The 16,205-nt window shown below is 67.1% G+C and carries 13 protein-coding genes; 6 read left to right on the plus strand and 7 right to left on the minus strand.

Going from position 1 to position 16,205, the window contains the following annotated elements:
• Positions 1–130 precede the first annotated feature (130 nt).
• Entirely contained in the window at positions 131–2,557 is a 2,427-nt protein-coding gene (glyS, locus tag BM052_RS09105; RefSeq protein WP_091145797.1) for a glycine--tRNA ligase subunit beta, read from the plus strand.
• A 214-nt stretch (positions 2,558–2,771) separates the two neighbouring features.
• On the plus strand, positions 2,772–5,435 hold the full coding sequence (gene ppdK, locus BM052_RS09110; protein ID WP_091145799.1) for a pyruvate, phosphate dikinase: 2,664 nt from the start codon (positions 2,772–2,774) through the stop codon (positions 5,433–5,435).
• 102 nt (positions 5,436–5,537) lie between these two features.
• Here ppdK and BM052_RS09115 read toward each other — a convergent pair whose 3' ends face one another.
• Positions 5,538–6,347, minus strand: coding sequence for a methyltransferase domain-containing protein (locus BM052_RS09115; RefSeq protein WP_091145801.1), 810 nt, complete (start codon positions 6,345–6,347; stop codon positions 5,538–5,540).
• A gap of 75 nt (positions 6,348–6,422) precedes the next feature.
• On the opposite strand from BM052_RS09115, the gene BM052_RS09120 reads away from it, so the two are divergent.
• The gene (locus BM052_RS09120) at positions 6,423–7,163 is read left to right on the plus strand and encodes a ComF family protein (RefSeq protein ID WP_091145803.1); all 741 of its coding nucleotides are present in this window, start codon (positions 6,423–6,425) and stop codon (positions 7,161–7,163) included.
• Positions 7,164–7,509: 346 nt separating this feature from the next.
• Entirely contained in the window at positions 7,510–7,887 is a 378-nt protein-coding gene (gene hisI / locus BM052_RS09125) for a phosphoribosyl-AMP cyclohydrolase (protein ID WP_091145805.1), read from the plus strand.
• 84 nt (positions 7,888–7,971) lie between these two features.
• Here the strand turns inward: hisI and BM052_RS19445 are convergent, their stop codons facing one another.
• The 6 genes from BM052_RS19445 to tyrS form a co-directional block, all read right to left on the minus strand.
• Positions 7,972–8,109 (minus strand): hypothetical protein, encoded by a 138-nt coding sequence (locus BM052_RS19445; RefSeq protein ID WP_255406047.1) that lies wholly within the window; start codon positions 8,107–8,109, stop codon positions 7,972–7,974.
• A complete protein-coding gene (gene cysK, locus BM052_RS09130; RefSeq protein WP_091145808.1) occupies positions 8,109–9,029 on the minus strand; it encodes a cysteine synthase A in 921 nt (306 codons plus the stop codon). Before cysK ends, BM052_RS19445 begins: the two co-directional genes overlap by 1 nt.
• On the minus strand, positions 9,026–10,336 hold the full coding sequence (locus tag BM052_RS09135) for an MFS transporter (RefSeq protein WP_091145810.1): 1,311 nt from the start codon (positions 10,334–10,336) through the stop codon (positions 9,026–9,028). Before BM052_RS09135 ends, cysK begins: the two co-directional genes overlap by 4 nt.
• A 43-nt stretch (positions 10,337–10,379) precedes the next feature.
• On the minus strand, positions 10,380–12,518 hold the full coding sequence (locus tag BM052_RS09140) for a TonB-dependent receptor (RefSeq protein ID WP_091145812.1): 2,139 nt from the start codon (positions 12,516–12,518) through the stop codon (positions 10,380–10,382).
• 101 nt (positions 12,519–12,619) lie between these two features.
• Positions 12,620–12,958, minus strand: a complete 339-nt coding sequence (locus BM052_RS09145) for a PilZ domain-containing protein (protein WP_091145814.1) — start codon at positions 12,956–12,958, stop codon at positions 12,620–12,622.
• A 106-nt stretch (positions 12,959–13,064) separates the two neighbouring features.
• The gene (tyrS, locus tag BM052_RS09150; protein WP_091145816.1) at positions 13,065–14,294 is read right to left on the minus strand and encodes a tyrosine--tRNA ligase; all 1,230 of its coding nucleotides are present in this window, start codon (positions 14,292–14,294) and stop codon (positions 13,065–13,067) included.
• A 154-nt stretch (positions 14,295–14,448) separates the two neighbouring features.
• Between tyrS and BM052_RS09155 the strand changes: the two genes are divergently transcribed.
• Both BM052_RS09155 and BM052_RS09160 read left to right on the plus strand, forming a co-directional pair.
• A complete protein-coding gene (locus tag BM052_RS09155) occupies positions 14,449–14,985 on the plus strand; it encodes a DOMON-like domain-containing protein (protein ID WP_091145819.1) in 537 nt (178 codons plus the stop codon).
• Positions 14,982–16,184, plus strand: a complete 1,203-nt coding sequence (locus BM052_RS09160) for an exo-beta-N-acetylmuramidase NamZ family protein (protein WP_091145821.1) — start codon at positions 14,982–14,984, stop codon at positions 16,182–16,184. Before BM052_RS09155 ends, BM052_RS09160 begins: the two co-directional genes overlap by 4 nt.
• The last annotated feature ends 21 nt before the right edge of the window (positions 16,185–16,205 follow it).

The following is a 16,205-nucleotide window of genomic DNA, read 5'->3' on the forward strand; positions in this document are numbered from 1 at the left end:
CTCGGCCTGAGCGGGACGGAGAGGGCGTTCCTGCATCGGCTCTCGCGCAAGCCCTTGCCCCCGCCCCGCTCGTCCCGAACCTGTCGAAGGACGGACGCACTGCCCTCTCGATCCTATCGGGCCCACTGACATGACTGACTTCCTTCTCGAACTGCGCTCCGAGGAAATTCCCGCCCGCATGCAGGCGGGCGCGCGCGGCGACCTGGAAAGGCTGTTCCGCAAGGAGATGGAGGCCGCCGGCGTCGCGCTCGGCCCGGTCACCGTCTGGTCCACCCCGCGCCGGCTCGCGCTGATCGCGGGCGGCCTGCCGGAAACCACCGAGGCGGTGAGCGAGGAGACCAAGGGCCCCGCCACCAGCGCGCCGGTGCAGGCGCTGGAAGGCTTCCTGCGCAAGACCGGCCTGCGCCAGGACCAGCTCGAAATCCGCGACCTCAAGGGCAAGGATACCTGGTTCGCGGTGGTAGAGAAGCCGGGCAGGGCGGTTCGGGAGGTATTGGCGGAAGCGATCCCGGCGATCGTGCGCGCGTTTCCCTGGCCCAAGTCGCAGCGCTGGGGCGCGGCCTCGATCAGCACCGAAAGCCTGCGCTGGGTGCGCCCGCTTTCGGGTATCGTCGCGATCCTGGGCGAAGACCTGGTGGAATGCGAAGTCGGTGGCATCCGGTCCGGCTATGCCACCAAGGGCCACCGCTTCCACCATCCCGACGAGATCACCATCGGCGGCGCGCACGATTATGCCGACAAGCTGCGCGCCTGCCACGTGCTGGTGAACCACGAGGAACGGCAGGACATCGTGCGCGAAAAGGCGCGCGCGGCGGCGGCCGAGGCCGGCCTGACGCTGGTGGAGGACGAAGGGCTGGTGATCGAGAACGCCGGCCTCACCGAATGGCCGGTGCCGCTGCTCGGCCGTTTCGACGAAGCGTTTCTTGAAGTCCCGCCCGAGGTCATCCAGCTCACCGCGCGGGTGAACCAGAAGTATTTCGTGTGCGAGGACACCGCCGGAAAACTCGCCAACGCTTTCGTCTGCACCGCCAATATCGACGCGACCGACGGCGGCGCGGCGATCGTCGACGGCAACCGCAAGGTCCTCGCCGCGCGCCTGTCCGACGCGCGGTTCTTCTGGCAGCAGGACCGCAAGACGCCGCTGTCCCAGCATGCCGAGAAGCTGAAGCGGATCACTTTCCACGAGAAGCTGGGCACCGTCGCCGACAAGGTCGAGCGCGTGGCCAGGCTGGCCCGCTGGCTGGTGGAAGAGGGGATAGTTCCTCCCCGGAATGGGGAGGGGGACCACGCGAAGCGTGGTGGAGGGGACTCGCGCCCCGACGCGGCGCTGCGGGAGGACGCCAATCCCCTCCACCGTCCTGCGGACGGTCCCCCTCCCCGTGCCGGGGAGGACCTGGCCGGCCAGGCCGAACTCGCCGCGCGCCTGTGCAAGGCCGACCTCGTCACCGAGATGGTCGGCGAGTTTCCGGAACTGCAAGGTCTGATGGGCGGCTACTACGCCCGCGCCGAGGGCCTGCCGGATGCGGTGGCCGACGCCATCCGCGATCACTACAAGCCGGTGGGTCAGGGCGATGAGGTGCCGACCGCGCCGGTGACGGTGGCGGTGTCGTTGGCGGACAAGCTGGATACGTTGTTCGGGTTTTTCTCGTGGGATTTGTTGCCGACGGGATCCAAAGATCCGTTTGCGCTCCGGCGAGCCGCAATCGGAGTCATCCAACTATTGCTTGAGCACGGGCTCCGTCTGCCGCTCAAAGAGGCCGCTGACTTTGGCGCGTGGCGCTTTGTGTATACACGCGTGTTTGCTGATTTCGAATATCAGCAAACGTTCCTAAAGAATTATTTCACGCAGGATGCTCTTGAAGACGACAATTTTGGCGACTGGTTCGAAAAGTCGGAACAGGGGCTTTGGTCTTATGCCCATGTCGGGGCACGCAACGATGCCGACAAATTGTTCGACTTCTTCGCCGACCGCCTCAAAGTCCAGCAACGCGAAGCCGGCGTCCGCCATGACCTGATCGATGCGGTGTTCGCGCTCGGAGGGGAGGACGATCTGGTCCGCCTGCTCGCCCGGGTCCATGCGCTCCAGGCTTTCGTGGAGACCGAGGACGGCGCCAACCTGCTCGCCGGCTACAAGCGCGCGGCCAATATCCTCAAGAAGGAAAGCTTCGATTCGCCCGCCCCCGCCAAGGCGGACCACATCGCGCGCACCGCTGACGAGGATCCGCTGGAGAATGTCGACGACCCGGATATGCGGGCCGTCTATGCCGCTGGAATCGAAGCGAAAAAAACACTTTCCTACACGCCCGAAAAAGCGGAGAAGGTACTTGTCGACGCGTTGGACAGCGCGGAGCCGAAGGCGGCGGCGGCAGTCGCCTCGGAAGATTTTTCCACCGCGATGGCCGCGTTGGCATCGCTGCGAAAGCCTATCGATGCCTTCTTTGACGAAGTGACGGTGAACGATCCCGATCCCGCCAAGAGAATTACCCGTCTCGCCCTGCTTGATCGGTTTCGTGTTGCAGTGCACAACGTGGCGGATTTTTCGCGGATAGAGGGGTGACGCCACATGACCTGCGTGGGTCCGTTCGTGTCAAGCGAAGTCGAGACACGCCCGCGCGGCACCAACGTGTCTCGACTTCGCTCGACACGAACGGATGTCCGGGCCTTCAGCCGGGCATGCGACGGAACAAGGTGACAGGGGGCCTTTTCTCCTTCCGAACCGCGTCAATTGTGTAAACCCAAGTGTAAAACTTAGCAGGAAAGTCGGAGAGTAGATGAACAAACAGGTCTACACCTTCGGTGGCGGTGCGAAGCATGACGATCCGCGCGCGAAAGACAAAGTCATCACCGGCGGCAAGGGCGCGAACCTTGCGGAAATGGCCGGGATCGGCCTGCCGGTCCCTCCCGGGTTCACCATCACCACCGAGCAATGCGTGCAGTACCTGGCCGAAGGCGGGGATTTTTCCGACGAGTTGCGGGCCGACGTCGCACAGGCGCTGACCCATATCGAGAAGACCGTCGGCAAGAAGTTCGGCGACGCGGCGGACCCGCTGCTGGTTTCGGTCCGCTCGGGCGCGCGGGTTTCCATGCCGGGCATGATGGACACCGTGCTCAACCTGGGCCTGAACGACGCCACGGTCGAGGGTCTGTCGGCGGTTTCGGGGGACCAGCGCTTCGCCTGGGATTCCTATCGCCGCTTCGTCCAGATGTATTCCGACGTCGTGCTGGGCGTGGAGCACCACTTGTTCGAGGAAGTGCTGGAAATCGCCAAGGAAGACCAGGGCTACATGAACGACGTCGAGATGACGGCGGATGATTGGCGCAAGATCGTCAAGGAATACAAGCAGATCGTCGAGACGGAACTGAACCGTCCGTTCCCGCAGGACGTGCAGGAGCAGCTGTGGGGCGCGATCCGGGCGGTGTTCGATTCGTGGGATTCGGACCGCGCCAAGGTCTACCGCCGCCTCAACGACATTCCCGGCGACTGGGGCACCGCGGTCAACGTGCAGGCCATGGTGTTCGGCAACATGGGCGATACTTCGGCGACCGGCGTGGCCTTCACCCGCGATCCGGCGACCGGCGAGAAGGCCTATTACGGCGAATGGCTGGTCAATGCCCAGGGTGAGGACGTGGTGGCCGGCATCCGCACCCCGCAGTACCTGACCCTGGCCGCGCGGACCCGCGCCGGAGCCAAGCCGCTGTCGATGGAAGAGGCGATGCCGGAGGCTTACGGCGAACTGGCCGCCGTGTTCGAACTGCTGGAAAAGCACTACCGCGACATGCAGGACATCGAATTCACGGTGGAACGCGGCAAGCTGTGGATGCTCCAGACCCGATCGGGCAAGCGCACCGCCAAGGCCGCGCTGAAGATGGCGGTCGACATGGTCGAGGAAGGCCTGATCGACGAGGCCACCGCGATCCGGCGCGTCGATCCCATGGCGCTCGACCAGTTGCTGCACCCCACGCTCGATCCCAAGGCCCCGCGCGATATCCTCGGCAAGGGCCTGCCGGCTTCGCCGGGCGCGGCCTCGGGCGCGATCGTGCTCGATGCCGATACCGCCGAAAAGCGCGCCGAACTGGGGGAGGCGGTGATCCTGGTGCGGGTCGAGACTTCGCCGGAAGACATCCACGGCATGCACGCCGCTAAGGGCATCCTGACGGCGCGCGGCGGCATGACCAGCCACGCGGCGGTGGTCGCGCGCGGCATGGGTCGCCCGTGCGTCTCGGGCGCTTCGGGCCTGTCGATCGACATGAAGACCCGCACCTTGCGCATGGGCAAGCGCGAGCTGAAGGAAGGCGATATCCTCACGCTGGACGGCGCGTCGGGCGATATCATGGCCGGCGAAGTGCCGACCATCGAGCCGGAACTGGCCGGCGATTTCGCCACGCTGATGGTCTGGGCGGACAAGCACCGCCGCATGAAAGTGCGCACCAATGCCGAGACTCCGGCCGATTGCCGCATGGCCCGGCAATTCGGCGCCGAGGGTATCGGCCTGTGCCGCACCGAGCATATGTTCTTCGATGCGGAGCGCATCTCCGCCGTGCGCCAGATGATCCTGGCGGAAGACGAGGCGGGCCGCCGCGCCGCGCTGGAAAAGCTGCTGCCCGAACAGCGCGCGGATTTCCACGCGATCTTCGAGGTGATGACCGGCCTGCCGGTGACGATCCGCCTGCTCGATCCGCCGCTGCACGAATTCCTGCCGCAGGGCGATGCCGAGTTCGCGGAACTGTCCGACGCGATCGGCATCGGCGCCGACACGCTCAAGCGCCGGGCCGACGAACTGCACGAGATGAACCCGATGCTGGGCCATCGCGGCTGCCGCCTGGGGATTACCTTCCCCGAGATCTACGAAATGCAGGCCCGTGCGATCTTCGAGGCCGCCTGCGACGTTGCCGCCGCTTCGGGCGAAGCGCCGGTGCCCGAAGTGATGATCCCGCTCGTCGCCACCCGGCGGGAATTGCAGATCCTGAGGAAGCTGGTGGATGACACCGCCGCCAGGGTCTTCGCGGAGAAGGGCAGCGCCGTCCAGTACATGGTGGGCACCATGATCGAACTGCCGCGCGCCGCGCTGATGGCGGGCGAGATCGCGGAGGAGGCGCTGTTCTTCTCGTTCGGCACCAATGACCTGACGCAGACCACGCTGGGCGTCAGCCGCGACGATGCCGCGCGCTTCCTCAGCCCCTATGTCGAGAAGGGCATCTATCCGCGCGACCCGTTCGTCAGCCTCGACGTGGAGGGGGTGGGCCAGCTGGTGCGGCTCGCCGCCGAGCGCGGCCGGGCGACTCGCCCCGACCTCAAGCTCGGCATTTGCGGCGAGCACGGCGGCGATCCCGCCTCGATCGCGTTCTGCGAGGCGAACGGGCTCGACTACGTCAGCGCCTCGCCCTTCCGCGTGCCGATCGCCAGACTGGCGGCGGCGCAGGCGGCGCTGGGCTGAAGGCCTCATACCAAGTCTTTGAGCGGAATTCGCCTCCCCCGTTCCTTCGCCCCCTCGCAATTGACGAAGGGGAAGGTGAGTCTTGCTCAAAGAGGCTTGGCGTCAGTCCGAGCGCGTCGAGGGTTTCCAGCCTGACAGGGTGAGGATTTCGAGGCGCTCCACCGTGCGGCCGTCGGTCCCGGCGGCGGCGAACGCCTGCCGCGCCCGCGCCAGTGCCGCCTTGCCGAGCGGCGGGCCGGGATCGGCCAGCACATTGGCGAGGCCCTGCGCGCGCAAGTCGCCGACCAGCCGGTCCAGGCCGCGGAAGGCGACCTGCAGCGGCCGCTGGTCGATCACCGGATCGGCGAACAGCGCGCGCTGGAGCAGCTGCCCGCCCGCGCGCACGTCCACGGCGGGATGGAGACGCGGGGCGGGGCGCTCGGCGTCGGCGGCAAGCATGGTCTCGCGCAGCACGGGAAGGCTGCCCGAGGAGGTGAAGCTGGCGATCATCATGCCGCCCGGCGCCAGGGCCCTGCGGATGTGGACGAGGGCGCCCGGCAGGTCGTTCACGGTATCGAGGCTGCCGAGGCTGGCGATGAAATCGAAGGGACCGCAAGGGTAGGGCTGTTCCTCGTCGAAGCCATGGGCGGGCTCGGCCTCGGTAACCGCGCCGCCGCGCGCCGCCAGGGCGCGGCCAAGCGCGCCGCTGTAGTCCCCGACGACGAGCGCGCTGGCGGGCTCGAAGCGCAGGAAGGCGAGTCGTTCCAGCACGTCCTCCACCATGTCCGCGATCAGGTAGCGCGGGGCATCGGGCAAGGCCTGCAACGCCAGCATGCGGCGCCGGGCGGCGATGCGGCGGGCGGTGGAGAAGATGCGCGGGGGAGCTGGGGGGGGGGCTGAGGGTGCCGCTGGGGGAGGGGTGGTGCTGGCCATCGCCGTCCCCTGCCGCCTCGATGAAATCCTTGCAACAGCTTGTGGCGCCGCGTCCGGGCGATAGCATCCTGCCGCATGTCGCTTGCCGAAGTCCTTTCACCGATCGTCGACCTGGTGTTTCCGCCGCGCTGCCCGCTGTGCGGCGCGGGCATCGGCGCACAGACCGGGCTCTGCGCCGCCTGCTGGAGCGAACTCGCGATCCCCGGCGAGCCGGCCTGCGTGGCCTGCGGCCGGCCCTTTGGAGAGGGCGTGCCGGAGGGCGCGACATGCGCGCCGTGCCTCGGGGATCCGCCGCGGCACGACGGTATCGCCGCCGCCACGCTCTATAACGATATCTCGCGCAGGCTGGTGCTGTCGCTCAAGCACGGCAACCGCATCTCGCTCGCGCCCATGATGGCCGAGCTGATCGCGGCGAAGCTGGAATTCGTGGAGGCGGGCTGGCTGGTCGTACCGGTGCCGCTGCATCGCTGGCGCTTGTGGAAGCGCGGCTACAACCAGGCCGCCGTGCTCGGGCGCGAGATCGCCCGGCGGACCGGCGGCGGGCTCGTCGTGGACGCGCTCGAGCGGCGCAAGGCGACTCCGTCGCTCGGCGGGCTGGGCCGGAAAGCCCGCAAGCGCGTGCTGTCCGGCGCGATCGCGGTGCGGCCCCGGCGCGCGGAGATGCTGAAAGGCGCACGCATCGTGCTGGTGGACGACGTCCTGACCAGCGGCGCGACGAGCGATGCCTGCGTTTCGGCGCTCAAGCGGGCGGGGGCGGAAAGAGTGGTCGTCGCCTGCTTCGCCAGGGTGCTCGACGAGGCATTGAAAGGTATTTGAAAGGAGCCTGGCGGAAACACGAAAACGCCCGGAACCATGGTCCCGGGCGTCCTCGTGACGAAACTTGTATGGCCCTGCTAAGCAGTTCGACGGCACCCCTGAATACCGCCTGGCCGATCCCTCATAGTCTCGATCGCGTGCCATGCACCGACCGACAATCCCTGAACCGTGGCGCTTGTATGTCAGCGACCTGTGGGTCAGAAGCAGCCCCCCGGCTGCATGTGCTAATTCCGATGAAACGGGACTTTTGGAAAGATGATTCGGGTGGACGCGTGGATTTTGCTCACTAGCTGTGGTTATCGTGCAACATTAAAATACTGAAAAGCAGATCGAGGAAATCTCTGGAATGATCGACGTGTCCCCCGCCGAACGCGAACTCGGAACCGCTTTCCTGCCGCGTTTCGACGCGCAAGGCCTGCTCACCGCGATTGCCGTCGATGCGGCGACCAAGGACATCCTGATGGTCGCCTTCATGAACGCGGAGGCGCTGGAGAAGACGCGCGAGACCGGCCTTGCGCACTTTCACTCGCGTTCGCGCGGCAAGCTCTGGCTCAAGGGGGAAACCTCGGGCCACTTTCTGCGCGTCGAGGAAATCCGGGTCGACTGCGATCAGGATGCGCTGGTGATGCTGGTGCGCCCGGAGGGCCCGGCCTGCCACACGGGTGCGAAGAGCTGCTTCTATCGGCGGCTTGAGGGGGAGGGACTTCGGACTCTGGCGGATTGAACGGCGAAGGTTTCTTCGGCGGCTTCTTCGGCGCCGCATTCCGCGCAAGCCTTCAACCGCCAAGCACCTCGTCGAACAGGCCGATCATCGCCGCCCATGGACCGGCGTGCGGTTGGCGATGGTCGGGAACACGATAACCGCCGCGCGCGGCGTGCCGGCCGGACGGGCGAGCCACCCGGTCAATTCCTGGCCGGCGTGGCTGTAACCGACCGCTTCGAGCATCATTCCTCGGGCAGGAAATCGGGAACGGAAAGATAGCGCTCGCCCGTGTCGTAGTTGAAGCCGAGCACCCGGGCGCCGGCGGGCAGTTCCTTGAGCTTCTGGGCGATGGCGGCCAGTGTCGCGCCCGAACTGATGCCCACCAGCATGCCTTCCCTGGTCGCGCACTGGCGCGCCATCTCCTTTGCGTCGACCGGATCGACCTGGATCGCGCCGTCGATCGACTGGGTGTGGAGGTTGCCGGGAATGAAGCCGGCGCCGATGCCCTGGATCGGGTGCGGCCCGGGCTGGCCGCCGGAGATCACCGGCGAGAGCGTCGGCTCCACGGCATAGGCCTTCATCCCGGGCCAGCTGGCCTTGAGCGTTTCGGCGCAGCCGGTAAGGTGGCCGCCGGTGCCGACGCCGGTAATCAGCACGTCGATCGGGGTATCGGCGAAATCGGCCAGGATTTCCTGCGCGGTGGTCTTCACGTGGACGGCGATATTGGCGGGATTGTCGAACTGCTGCGGCATCCACGAACCGGGAGTGGCATCGATCAGTTCCCGGGCCCGTTCGATCGCGCCCTTCATGCCCTTTTCGCGCGGGGTCAGGTCGAACTCCGCGCCATAGGCGAGCATCAGCCGGCGCCGCTCGATCGACATCGATTCGGGCATGACCAGGACCAGCTTGTAGCCCTTCACCGCCGCCGCCATGGCCAGGCCGATGCCGGTGTTGCCGGACGTCGGCTCGATGATGGTGCCGCCGGGCAGCAGGCTGCCGTCGGCTTCGGCGGCCTCGATCATGGCCAGGCCGATGCGGTCCTTGATCGATCCGCCCGGATTGGCACGCTCTGCCTTCACCCAGACTTCATGGTCCGGGAACAGGCGTGAGAGGCGGATATGGGGGGTGTTACCGATCGTGGCGAGAATGCTGTCAGCCTTCATGGCTTTTGCTCCCAACGTGATGAAAATGTGCGGGCGCGGCGGATTTCGGGGAAAAGCCAGGCCCAGACCAGAGTGATGACTATGGCACCGCCGCCGCCGAAAACAACCGCCCCGGTCGCGCCCAGCAACGCGGCGGCGATGCCCGATTGCATTTCGCCGAGTTCGTTGGAGGCGGAAACGGCGAGGCCCGAAATCGCCGAAACCCGGCCGCGCACCTCGTCGGGGGTGCGCAGCTGGATCAGCGAACTGCGGATGAAGACCGAGATCATGTCCGCGGCGCCGAGCAGCGCGAGGAAAGCCAGCGAGAGCAGGAATATCCGCGAATAGCCGAAGCCGACGGTCATCGCGCCGTAGCCGATCACCGCCAGCAGCATCTTCGTGCCCACGTCCTTTGCCAGCGGCCGATAGGCGAACCAGAGCGCCACCAGCGCCGCGCCGAAGGCCGGGGCCGCGCGCATCTGGCCAAGGCCCTCGGGCCCGACGTGGAGGATGTCGCGCGCGAAGACCGGCAGCAGCGCCGTCGCGCCGCCGAACAGCACCGCGAACAGGTCAAGCGTGATGCATCCCAGCAGGAACCGCTCGCCGCGGATGAAGCGGAAACCCTCGCGAATCTGCCTGATCGGGTTCTTCCTGCGCGCCTCGGCCGCGACGGGCGGCAGGGAGGAGATGGCCAGCGTGCAGCTTGCCGCCATCGCCAGCAGGCCGGCCGATACCCAGTAAGGCAAGGCGCGGTCGCTGGCGAACAGGAAGCCGTATGTCGCCGGCCCGATCACGGTGCCGGCCTGCCACGCGATGGAATTGAGCGCGATCGCGCGCGGGATCAAGGCTTCCGGCACGATATTGGGCGCGATCGCGCTCATCGCCGGATTGACGAACACGCGCGCGCTGCCGTGAAGCGCCGCGAAAGTGAAGAGCAGCGGCAGGCTCTTCACCTCCAGCGCAATGGAGATGCCCAGCCCCAGCGCGATCAGCAGATCGGCCAGGGTGGCGGCGGCGGCCACCTTGCGCCGGTCGAAGCGATCCGCGACGACGCCGGCCACGGGGGTGAACAGGAACATCGGCACGAACTGCGCGAAGCCCAGCAGGCCAAGCTGGAACGCTGCTTCCTGAATGGTCATCGCATATTGGCTGCGCGCGATGTCGTAGAGCTGGTAACCGATGATGACGACCATGCCGGTCGTCGCCGTCACGGCGGTGAAGCGGGCCAGCCAGAACTTGCGGTAGTCTGCAATGCGAAGCGGGGACGTAGGCTGGGTCTGGGTCAGGGGCTGGGATGGGGACGGGGGAGGATTCACGCGGTGCTGCATGGCACCGCACCGCGCGCTTGCCAAGAGACCCTGGTTTTGCGGCTCAGTAGGTGAACTTCGCGGTCAGCCGGATGTCGCGCCCGGCGATCGGGACGAAGTCTCGGGTTTCCGATGCCGCGAGCCGGCCGCTCGCGTCGAGCAGGTTGTCGGCGGCCAGGATCAGCGAGACCGGGCCGTCCTGCCCCATCGGACGCCAGGTGGCGCTGAGGTTGACGAGAGTGAAGGCATCGGTCGGATTCTCGTTTTCCGCCACGCGGCCCTGGCGGGCGTTCCATTCGACTTCGCCGCGCAAGTCGAGCGCCGGCGAATCGAACTCGATGCCGCCGCGCGCGCGCAGCGGCGGGATGCGCGGGACCGGGCCGATGTCGACGAGCCGGGCGCGGGTATAGTCGAGCCCGGCGTCGGCCTTGAGCGCGCCGCCGTTCTGCCAGCGCAGGAAAGTAAGCGCGCCTTCGGCCTCGACACCGCGAAAGCGGGCGGGCGCTTGCAGGTACTGGTAGACCGGGAAATCCTCGATCACCTCGCCGGTCGGAACGGACGTGATGAAGTTCGCGAAGTTCGTGCCGTAAGCGGTTACTGAACCTACGAAATCGCCGCCGTTGTAACGGATGCCGGCCTCGATCCCATCGCTGCGCTCCACAGTGAAACCGGGATTGCCGCGCTCATAGGATTGGGTGGCGTCGTGCATGCCGTCGACGAACAGTTCCTCGGCCGAAGGCGCGCGTTCGCCGTGCGAATAATTGACCGAGAGAGTGACGCGATCGACGGGGTGCCATGCCAGCCCCGCGACAGCGGCGTACTGGTCGAAATCGCGCCGTTCCCCGGGCGGGATCGTGCGGATCCGGGTATTCTCGTAGCGTAGCGCGCCTTCGAGGTCGAACTGGCCGACCTCGATCTGCTGCAAGGTGAACGCGGCGAGCCGTTCGGTTTCGTTGTCGGGCAGCAGCGTCTCGTCACCGCTCATGTCGAGCCGGGCCGCAGAATATTGCACGCCGCTCGATCCGCTCCAGATGCCATGGCGCGCCTGGTCGGCCTGGAGCCGGACTTCGACGGCCTTGTTGTGGAAACGGGTGCCGACATCGCCGTCCTCGATCTCGGCATGCTCGTAATCGCCATAAGCGCCGCGCAGTTCGACCCGCTTCAGGAAGCCTTCGAGATTGAGGCCGGTCCGCAAGTCGAACCGGGTTTGGCGCAGCGAGATGGTGGTCGAATCCGGCGTGGGCGAGGGGCGCGGCGGTATGGCATAGTCGGTGCCGAGGCGCTGGACCGAGACGCCGATGTCGCCGCCCTGGTCGATGAAGGCCAGGCCACCGCCGAAGGTCCAGCCCTTGGTGCCGCTGTTGGCGATGGAGCCGCGCCGGTTCGCCTGCCCGGTCAGCGCCGCCGCGCCCTGGGCATCGCCCGCCTCGGCCAGATCGTCGGCCTCGGCAAGCGTCTGCGCGCGAAGCTCGGGGGAGAGCACGTAGCCGCCGACGCCGAGATTGTCGCTGTGGTAGTAGGAAGCATCGAGATGGGCGACGAGGCGATCGGCAAGCCGCAGGTCGGTAGCCACGCCGCCGTTCGCCTGGTTCGCCGCCGTGCCGTAGGACGCCAGGGCATCGACCGTCACCGCCTTGTCGGGCACGCGGCGGGGGATTCGCCTGTCCAGCGCATTGACCGCGCCGCCCGCCGGATCGCTGGCATAGAGCAGCACGCGCGGCCCGTGCAGCACCTCGATCCGCTCGACATTGAGCGTGTCGAGCGAAACCGCGTGGTCGGCCGAGACCGAGGAGGCGTCGAGCGAACCCAGCCCGTCGAGCAGCACCTGCACGCGGGGCCCGTCGAAGCCGCGCAGGATCGGGCGGGACACCCCCGGGGCAAAGCCGCTGCTGGAAACGCCGGGCAGGCTCGCCAGCATCTCGCCGATCTGGGGCTTGAGGGCGCGGGCAAGGCTATCGCCCTCAAGCACCACCGGCGCGGCGATGGGGTCCACGCTGCCGGAAATCACGCGTCCGGTGACGATGATCTCGGGGCCGTTCTCTTGCGCATGGCCGGACTGGCCGCTGTCGTCCGGGCTTGCTGCCGGGGCCGGATTCGCGGAGGCCGACTGGGCCATGGCGGCGCCCGGGAAGGCCAGGGCGAAGGGGCCGGAGAGGGCGCTGGCACAAGCCAGCAGGGCGATTCGCGGGGAGAGACTCGTCATGTCGCTCCGGTAATTGTGATGTTATATTATATCAATGTTGTTCCGTGCGGTTGCGACGAGGCGATGCTGCACTGCGGTAAAACGAGTTGGCCTCGCCGCGTTCAGCGCCGGGGGCGCAGGCGTGGATTGGGTTGCAGCGTGTCGACCAGCTTGAGGAAGTCGTCGATGCGGATGATGCGTTCGAACTGGAAGCCGGCGCGATCCTCGTGCGACCAGATCAGGTGCGCCTCGATCCGGCCGATCACCGGCAGGCGCATCACCAGCCGCTCGCCGCGATCGAGGCCGAGCGCGCCCTTGACCATGAACCCTTGCGCGGAAACGTTGACGATGTGCAGGTTCAGGTCGCCTTGCTGGCGATGTTCGGCAATCACGGCGTAATCGACGGGATGGCGCGCCGCCCTACGCTTGTCGGTTACAGAGAGCTGCGCTCCTGCACTCATCGTGATTGCCTCTGCTTTGGACCGTGGAATCCTACGATGCGCGCAATTGGCAAACAATCCGTAAATCCGGCAGATGTGTGCCGGACGAACGGTGCATTCTTGCCGATCAAATGCCTTTCAGCACCCCGTGCCGCTTCTTGCCAAGGCTCAGCTTTCGCGATTCGCCGGCGGCAAGCGCTATCAGCATGCCCGGATCGTCCATGACCACGTCGTCCAGCCTCACCGCGCCTTCGGTGATCTTGCGCTTGGCCTCTCCGTTCGAGGCGGTGAAGCCCAGCGCGGTGCAGGCGGCGCCCAGGCGGATGCCTTCGCCGTCCACTTCCAGGGTCGGCAGGTCCCCGCCCAGGCCGCCGCCGGCGAAAGTCTCGCGCGCGGTCGCCTCGGCGGCGGCGGCGGAATCCGCGCCACGGCACAGCTTCGTCACTTCGTTGGCGAGGACCACCTTGGCGTCATTGATCGCCGCGCCCTCCAGCGCTTCGAGTCGCGCGATTTCGCCGAGCGGCAGGTCGGTGAACAGGCGCAGGAACCGGCCCACGTCACGGTCGTCGCAATTGCGCCAGTATTGCCAGAAGTCGTAGGCGGGAAGCTGCTCTTCGTTGAGCCACACCGCGCCGGCGGCGGTCTTGCCCATCTTGGCCCCGTCGGCGGTGGTGAGCAGCGGGGTGGTGAGGCCGAACAGTTCGGCGCCGTCCATGCGCCGGGCCAGTTCGATACCGTTGACGATGTTGCCCCACTGGTCCGAACCGCCCATCTGCAGGCGGCAGGCCTGGCCCTGCGCCAGTTCGCGGAAATCGTAGGCCTGGAGGATCATGTAGTTGAATTCCAGGAACGTCAGCGGCTGTTCGCGCTCCAGCCGCAGCTTGACCGAATCGAACGCCAGCATGCGGTTGATCGTGAAGTGCGGCCCGACATCGCGCAGCAGCGCGATGTAGCCGAGCTTGCCCAGCCATTCGTCGTTGTCGACCATCACCGCGTCGGTCGGCCCGTCGCCGAACGTCAGCAGCCGCTCGAACACGCGGCGGATCGAGGCGATGTTGGCCCGGATGGTTTCGGGGGTGAGCATCTTGCGGCTCTCGTCCTTGCCCGAAGGATCGCCCACCTTGGTGGTGCCGCCGCCCATCAGCACGATCGGCTTGTGCCCGGCCTGCTGCAACCGGCGCAGCATCATGATCTGCACCAGGCTGCCGACGTGGAGCGAGGGGGCGGTGGCGTCGAAGCCGATATATCCCGGCACGACCTGCTTCGCGGCCAGGGCATCGAGCCCCGCCGCATCGGTCATCTGATGGATATAGCCGCGTTCGTCGAGCAGGCGGAGCAGGGAGGAAGTGTAGGTCATGTCCGTGTTTTCGGCTTGATCGGGAGCGGCGCGCCTAGCACGCGCGGCGCGCGAAACAAAGCCGGCACGATCATCGCGTCCTCTCCTCGTGGGACAGCCCCGGCAGGTCGATGCCCGGTTGCCATGCCGGCGATCCCGCGATTACCGTGCGTCCATGGCCGACCTTACAAGTCACCCCGCCCATCCGCCCTTGCTGGTTCGCAGCGTCGAGGCGCGGATCATCGGCTTCGACGCCGCCTGGCTGCGCGCGCGCTGGAAGATCCTGGGCGCGGGCCAGCTCGTCGTTCCCGCTTTCGCGGGCAAGGGCCGCGCCGAAGGACTGTGGCGAACGACCTGCTTCGAGCTGTTCATCCGCCCGCCCGGCGGCGAGGCCTATGTCGAGATCAACCTTTCGCCGTCCGAACGCTGGAACGTCTACGATTTCACCGCGCGGCGCGAGGGGATGAGCGAACGGCCGATGCCGCGCGAGCCGGAGTGCGGCCTGCGGCTCGGCACCGACATGGCGATCTTCGACGCCGCGATCCCCGCCTCCGGCCTGCCTGCGGGGCCCTGGCGATGCGGCTTCACCGCCGTGATCGAGGAACAAGGCGCCGCCACGAGCTACTGGGCGCTTACCCACACCGGCGATGCCCCCGATTTCCACGATCCGGCTTGCTTCCAGGAAGAGGTTGCGGCACCCGGGACGCCATGAAATTCGGTATCGACCGCCTGCTGGCGGACCCAGCGCTGCGCCGGCCCCTCGAAGGCCGGCGAGTCGCCCTCGTCGCGCATCCCGCCTCGGTTACCGAGGGGCTGGTCCATTCGCTCGACGCGCTGATCGCCGCCGGGGTGAACGTGACCGGCGCCTTTGGCCCGCAGCACGGGCTCAAGGGCGACAAGCAGGACAACATGGTCGAGACCGCGGACGAGACCGATCCGTTCTACCGCATCCCGATCTTCAGTCTCTACGGCCAGGTGCGCCGGCCGAGCGCGCGGATGATGACCACCGCCGACGTCTTCCTGTTCGACCTGCAGGACTTGGGCTGCCGCATCTATACGTTCGTGACGACGCTGCTCTACCTGCTCGAAGCGGCCGCGGGGCAGGACAAGAGCGTCTGGGTGCTCGACCGGCCGAACCCGGCCGGCCGGCCGATCGAAGGAACCGCCTTGCTGCCGGGGCAGGAAAGCTTCGTCGGCGCCGGTCCGATGCCGATGCGGCACGGGCTGACGCTGGGGGAGATGGGGCATTGGTTCGTGCGCCACTTCAATCTCGACGTCGACTACCGCGTGATCGCCATGGATGGCTGGCAGCCGGGCGCTGCGCCGGGCTTCGGCTGGCCGGAGAGCCGGATCTGGATCAACCCCAGCCCCAACGCCGCCAACCTCAACATGGCCCGCGCCTATGCCGGGACGGTGATGCTGGAAGGCACGACGCTTTCGGAAGGGCGCGGCACCACCCGCCCGCTCGAAGTGCTGTTCGGCGCGCCGGATATCGATGCCAGGCGGGTGCTGGCGGAAATGGAGCGCCTCGCGCCGGCATGGCTGGCCGGCTGCGCGATCCGCGAATGCTGGTTCGAACCGACCTTTCACAAGCATCAGAAGACGCTGTGCAATGCCCTGATGATCCACGCCGAGGGCCCCTTCCACGATCCTGCGGCGTTCCGGCCCTGGCGGTTGCAGGCGCTGGCGTTCAAGGCGATCCGCCGGCTCTACCCCGACTATCCGATCTGGCGCGACTTCCCTTACGAGTACGAGTTCGAGCGCCTGGCGATCGACGTCATCAACGGCGGCCCGGACTTGCGTGAGTGGGTGGACGATGCCGGGGCCCAGCCCGGCGATCTCGATGCCCTGGCCGCCCGCGACGAAGCGGCCTGGCGCGAGAACGTGGAGGATCTGCTGATCTACGGTTGAGCGATCGCAGCACCGTCGTCC

This window comes from Novosphingobium sp. CF614, assembly GCF_900113255.1.
Classification (GTDB): Bacteria; Pseudomonadota; Alphaproteobacteria; order Sphingomonadales; family Sphingomonadaceae; genus Novosphingobium.

Coding starts and splice junctions, on each gene's coding strand:
- glyS (WP_091145797.1), top strand. CDS start 131: ATGACTGACTTCCTTCTCGAACTGCGCTCCGAGGAAATTCCCGCCCGC.
- ppdK (WP_091145799.1), top strand. CDS start 2,772: ATGAACAAACAGGTCTACACCTTCGGTGGCGGTGCGAAGCATGACGAT.
- BM052_RS09115 (WP_091145801.1), bottom strand. CDS start 6,347: ATGGCCAGCACCACCCCTCCCCCAGCGGCACCCTCAGCCCCCCCCCCA.
- BM052_RS09120 (WP_091145803.1), top strand. CDS start 6,423: ATGTCGCTTGCCGAAGTCCTTTCACCGATCGTCGACCTGGTGTTTCCG.
- hisI (WP_091145805.1), top strand. CDS start 7,510: ATGATCGACGTGTCCCCCGCCGAACGCGAACTCGGAACCGCTTTCCTG.
- BM052_RS19445 (WP_255406047.1), bottom strand. CDS start 8,109: ATGCTCGAAGCGGTCGGTTACAGCCACGCCGGCCAGGAATTGACCGGG.
- cysK (WP_091145808.1), bottom strand. CDS start 9,029: ATGAAGGCTGACAGCATTCTCGCCACGATCGGTAACACCCCCCATATC.
- BM052_RS09135 (WP_091145810.1), bottom strand. CDS start 10,336: ATGCAGCACCGCGTGAATCCTCCCCCGTCCCCATCCCAGCCCCTGACC.
- BM052_RS09140 (WP_091145812.1), bottom strand. CDS start 12,518: ATGACGAGTCTCTCCCCGCGAATCGCCCTGCTGGCTTGTGCCAGCGCC.
- BM052_RS09145 (WP_091145814.1), bottom strand. CDS start 12,958: ATGAGTGCAGGAGCGCAGCTCTCTGTAACCGACAAGCGTAGGGCGGCG.
- tyrS (WP_091145816.1), bottom strand. CDS start 14,294: ATGACCTACACTTCCTCCCTGCTCCGCCTGCTCGACGAACGCGGCTAT.
- BM052_RS09155 (WP_091145819.1), top strand. CDS start 14,449: ATGGCCGACCTTACAAGTCACCCCGCCCATCCGCCCTTGCTGGTTCGC.
- BM052_RS09160 (WP_091145821.1), top strand. CDS start 14,982: ATGAAATTCGGTATCGACCGCCTGCTGGCGGACCCAGCGCTGCGCCGG.